We start from the raw sequence: 4,838 nt of genomic DNA, 5'->3' as shown, positions 1-4,838 counted from the left end.
GGCGCGGCGTTATATCTTTGCGCGCGAAACCACCGAAGCCGGCGCCCCGCCGCTGTCGCCGATGGGGCTGGGCATGTGCGGGCCGGTGCTGCTGCATTATGGCACCGATGCGCAAAAACAGCGGTTTCTGCCGCCGATGCTCGCTGGTGATGAATTCTGGTGCCAAGGTTACTCGGAGCCCAATTCCGGTTCGGACCTCGCCTCGCTGCAGATGAAGGCGGAACGCGACGGCGATGATTTCATCTGCACCGGCGCCAAGATCTGGACCACCCACGCGCATTATGCCGACTGGATTTTTTGCCTGGTGCGCACCACCCGGCTGGAAAAACCGCAGCTGGGCATCAGTTTTCTGCTCATCGACATGAAGACGCCGGGGGTGAGCGTGCGCCCGATTATCTCGCTGTCGGGCGAGCATGTGCAGAACGAGGTGATTTTCGACGCGGTGCGGGTGCCGGCGTGCAACGTGGTCGGCCGCATCGACGATGGCTGGACGGTGGCCAAATATCTGATGGAGTTCGAGCGCGGCGGCCACGCCTATGCGCCCAGCCTCGTGAAGCGCGTCGACACGCTGGTGGTACATCTGGCCGAAACCGGCGCGGCGATGCCGGGGCGGCTGGCGGCACTGCGCGTCGAAATCGAGGCGCTGGACGCGCTGGAACTGCAGTTCAACGCCGGCCTGTCCAACGGGGCTGCCCCCGGCCCGATGGCATCGGCGCTGAAAATATTGGGCACCGAACTCAGCCAGCGCCTGACCGAACTTGAAGTGGAAGCCGCGTTGCCGTGGGTCGCCGCGTATCAGCCGCACCTGACCCTGCCGGGCGGTGATGTGCCGGGATTTTCTGCGCCGGCCGACGGCCAAGGTGTTGGCCCGGCGTGGGCGGCCAAGGCGTTTCCCAAATATCTCAACGACCGCGCTGGTTCGATCTATGCCGGCACCAACGAAATCCAGCGCGGCATTCTTTGGCAATATCTGGCGCGGCGAAACGGTTGAACGTTCAGGCTTGCAGGTGAAACACGGCAACGGATTCCGCCAGCAGCGGCGGTAGCGGCAGGCCGGCGTGGGCGAGCCAATCGGCCGGGAAGGTGACGCCTGCGCCTGACAATTGGGCGAGATACGCCGGCTCGCCAAAACCCTTGTGCGGTGTGTTTCCGGCGCGGGTCAGCAGCCGGGCGTGGATGGGCCCGGCATTGCCCAGGAACGGCAGCACCAGCGGCTGCGGCCGGCGATCCTGCGGCGGTGGGAGCCGCGTGACCAGCAGCAACCACTGCGCCCCGTCACCGCTGGCCTGCCACCAGAGGCCGTCCGCCCCCTCCCCCATCACCAGCGTCTGGCCGTGCAGCAGATGCCGCCACTGCTTGTGAAAGGCGATCCAGCCGGCGAGTTCGGCGCGCTCAGTCTCGGGCAGCTTGGCCGGGTCCAGTTCCACGCCGAAATGACCCGGCAGCGCGACGCCGGCGCGGAAACCCAGCGTCTGGTGGCGGCTGGTGGCGTGGGCCGGGCTGGCGCCAACATGCGCGCCCATCAGTTCGGGCGGGAAAAACGCCTGAAATCCGCGCTGGATCGATACGCGGCAGACGGCATCGAGATTGTCGCTGGTCCAGAAGCGCTGGGTGAAGGCCGCGATCCCGGCATCGATGCGCCCGCCGCCGCCGGCGCAGCTTTCGATCTCGACTTGGCGGTGCGCCGCGCGCAGCCGGTTCAGCAGGCGATACAGGCCGCTCACCTGCCCCGCCCCACCAGCGGGCGCGAGATCGCGGTTGTGATCCCATTTGAGGTAGGCAATCGGCACCTCGGACAGCAGCCTGTCGAGGCTGACGAACAGATAATCCTCCACCGCCGGCAGCGACAGGTTCAGCACCAATTGATTTCGCGCGGTGGGGCGTGGGGCGCCGGGAATGTGCAGCGCCCAATCGGGATGCGCGCGGTACAAATCACTGTCGGGGTTGACCATTTCCGGTTCCACCCACAGCCCGAATTGCAAGCCCAGCGCGCCCACGCCATCCGCCAGCGGTTTCAGCCCGTCCGGATATTTGCGCGCATCGGCCACCCAGTCGCCCAGCCCGGCGCGGTCATCGTCGCGGCCCTGGAACCAGCCATCGTCAAGGACGAAACGCTCCGCCCCGATGGCGGCTGCGGCGCGGGCCAGTTCAAGGATGCGGGCGGCGTCGTGGCGGAAATAGCAGGCTTCCCAGCTGTTGAGATGCACCGGTCGCGGCGGTAACGGCGTGCCCAGCCGCGCCCTAACTGCTGCGTGCATCTGCTGCATCGCGCCGTTGCGGCCCCGCCCGCTGATCGCCAACAGCAACGGCGGCGCAGCAAAGCGTTCACCGGGCTGCAGGGTGAAACGTCCGGCAGCGCCAGCTATCAGCAGGTGGCGACCTTCATCGTCGCGCTCCACGGCCAGCACGGCATCGCCTGACCATGCCAGCTGCGCCGCCAGCACCAGGCCCTGATCCCAGCCAGCCTGTGCGCCCAGCAGATACAGGCCCGGCGGCCCGCCGTGGCCGGGCAGGCCGCGCCAGCCCTCCCGCCGCCACTGGTGCGCGGGCAGCGGCTCAATACAGTCGACGAATTCGGCATTGTGGCGGCCGCGCCAGCTCAGGCTGCGGTCCAGCCCGGCCGGCAGCGGCAGCAGCGCGCTGGCCAGCTGTTCCACCATGATCGGCACCGGGCCATCATTGCCCAGCGCGGCGCTGATTTCAAAACCGCCGCCCGGGAGCAGCGCAAAACCTTGTTCCAGCACAAGCCCGCTATCGGCATCGCGCAGCGTGACCCGCAGCGACTGCGCGTCTGCCGCAACATCGGTCACCGCCCAGCGCAGCACGTGCCCGGCAACACAAACCGCCAGCGGCCCGAACCAGCCGAGGCCGGGCGCGGCGGCAAGCGGCACATCGTCGTCCAGCGAGAAGGTCGCCGCGCCGCGCGTGCTGGACAGCGGCGGCAGGCCGTCCGTGGCCACGCGCAGCCCCAGATGCCGCCACAATAGCGCCTCGCCGGCGTGTTCGAACACCAGGCTGGCTTCTGGGCTGTGGAGGGCATGGATCATCACCGCGCCAGATTGGCGGCGCGAGCGGTCAAGTCAACCCACCAGCAGGGTGCGAGCGTCATCTTTGCAGCGGAAATTCTGCACGAAGCAGCGCAAGTCACGGTGCCTCGCGCAACTCTCAGCCTGTGCAGCGCCGGCCCGTGCGCCTAGTCTGCCGGGCATGGATGTTGTGTTGATCGATCAGGTGAGCCGGCTGCTGGCGCATGAAGCCAGCGATGCCCGGCTGAGGCAGGCGCGTGCCGGGCAGGCCGCAGGCGGCTGGGAGGCGATTGAAGCGGCCGGTTTGCCGCTGGCACTGGCGGCGGAGGCGGCGGGCGGATTGGCGCTGGATGCGGCCACCGTGCTGGCCATCGCCCGCGCGCACGGCAAGGCCGGGGCACCGTGGCCGCTGGCCGATGCGATGATCGATGCTGCCCCAACGTGTCCGGCCGAGCTGTGGGCGCCGGCGCTGGCCGCCGCGGAAATCGCCGGCCTGGCCGAAACCGTGCTGACGTTGACGCTTGAATGGACGCAAACACGCCAGCAGTTCGGCAAGCCGCTGGCCCGCAATCAGGCGGTGCAGCACAGCCTTGCGCAACTGGCGGCCGAAACCGCTGCGGCGGGCGCGGCGGTTGGCCTGGCCGGGCTGGGGCTGCAGGGTGAAAGCTGGTCGATGGTTGCAGCGAGCAAGGCCCGCGCCAGCGAGGCTGCCGGCGTGATTGCGGCACTGGCCCACCAGTTGCACGGCGCCATCGGCGTGACGGCGGATCATCGCCTGCAGCTGTTCACCCGCGCGCTGTGGCAGCGCCGCGACGTGGCCGGCAGCGAGCATGCTTGGCACACCCGGCTGGGCGCCGATGTGCTGGCGCGCGGCAGCCTGTGGCGGCTGGCAACGGATGAACCGCTGCTCGGTGCGGCTGAACTTGCCGCTGCCGGTGATCGGTTCCGCTTTCCGGTGGTGGCCGAAACCGCTGAACGGGCCGATCTGCGCGCCGAAGTGCGGGATTTTCTGGCCGAGGAACTGGCGGCACTTCCACCGCACGTGCGTGCCCACAGCTGGAACGGCCATAGCCCGCAATTCAGCCGCAAACTGGGCGAACGCGGCTGGCTGGGGATGGGCTGGCCGAAGGCTTTGGGCGGGCAGGAACGCAGCGCGCTCGACCGGCTGGTGGTGATCGAGGAACTGCTCGCCGCCGGGGCACCGGTGGCGGCGCACTGGATTGCCGATCGCCAAACGGGGCCATTGTTGCTGAAATTCGGCACCCCAGCGCAGCAGGCGGCGTATCTGCCGGCCATCGCGCGCGGCGAATTGTACGCCTGCATCGGCATGAGCGAGCAAGGCGCGGGATCGGACCTGGCGGCGCTGACCACGCGGGCGCGTGCCGTTGATGGCGGCTGGCGGGTGAACGGCACAAAATTGTGGACGACTTATGCCCACAAGGCGCACGCCATGTTGCTGCTGTGCCGCACAGGGGCCAAGAACGATGGTTCCCAGCGGCCAGAATCTTCAAGACACGAAGGCTTGAGCCAGTTGCTGGTGCCGATGGACAGCCCCGGGCTCAGCATCCGCCCGATCATCGATCTGATGGGGGAGCATCATTTCAACGAAGTGCATTTCGACGAGGTGTTCGTGCCCGCCGATGCGCTGGTGGGCGCCGAGGGCAATGGCTGGCGCCAGGTGATGAGCGAGCTGGCCTATGAACGCTCCGGCCCGGAACGGTTCTTGTCGACGATGGTGCTGGCCGAGGAAGTGGTGGCGGCGTTGGGGCCGGACGCGCCAGCTGCGGCCCATGCGCCCTTCGGCCCGCTGGC

General features: G+C 68.3%; 3 protein-coding genes. 2 read left to right on the top strand and 1 reads right to left on the bottom strand.

Going from position 1 to position 4,838, the window contains the following annotated elements; translation table 11 throughout:
- The coding region (locus tag ACESL8_RS01615; protein ID WP_372915228.1) for an acyl-CoA dehydrogenase family protein at positions 1-991 on the top strand (991 nt) is incomplete at its 5' end.
- A gap of 4 nt (positions 992-995) precedes the next feature.
- Here the strand turns inward: ACESL8_RS01615 and ACESL8_RS01610 are convergent.
- Entirely contained in the window at positions 996-3,047 is a 2,052-nt protein-coding gene (locus tag ACESL8_RS01610; protein WP_372915225.1) for an alpha-galactosidase, read from the bottom strand.
- A gap of 160 nt (positions 3,048-3,207) precedes the next feature.
- Between ACESL8_RS01610 and ACESL8_RS01605 the strand changes: the two genes are divergently transcribed.
- Positions 3,208-4,838, top strand: a 1,631-nt coding sequence (locus ACESL8_RS01605) for an acyl-CoA dehydrogenase family protein (protein ID WP_372915223.1), incomplete at its 3' end; no start/stop codon positions are given.

The sequence above is a fragment of the Sandarakinorhabdus sp. genome, assembly GCF_041689835.1.
Taxonomy (GTDB): domain Bacteria; phylum Pseudomonadota; class Alphaproteobacteria; order Sphingomonadales; family Sphingomonadaceae; genus Sandarakinorhabdus.
The sequence above is the reverse complement of the archived record's forward strand: the minus strand, read 5'-3'. Positions and strand labels throughout refer to the sequence as shown.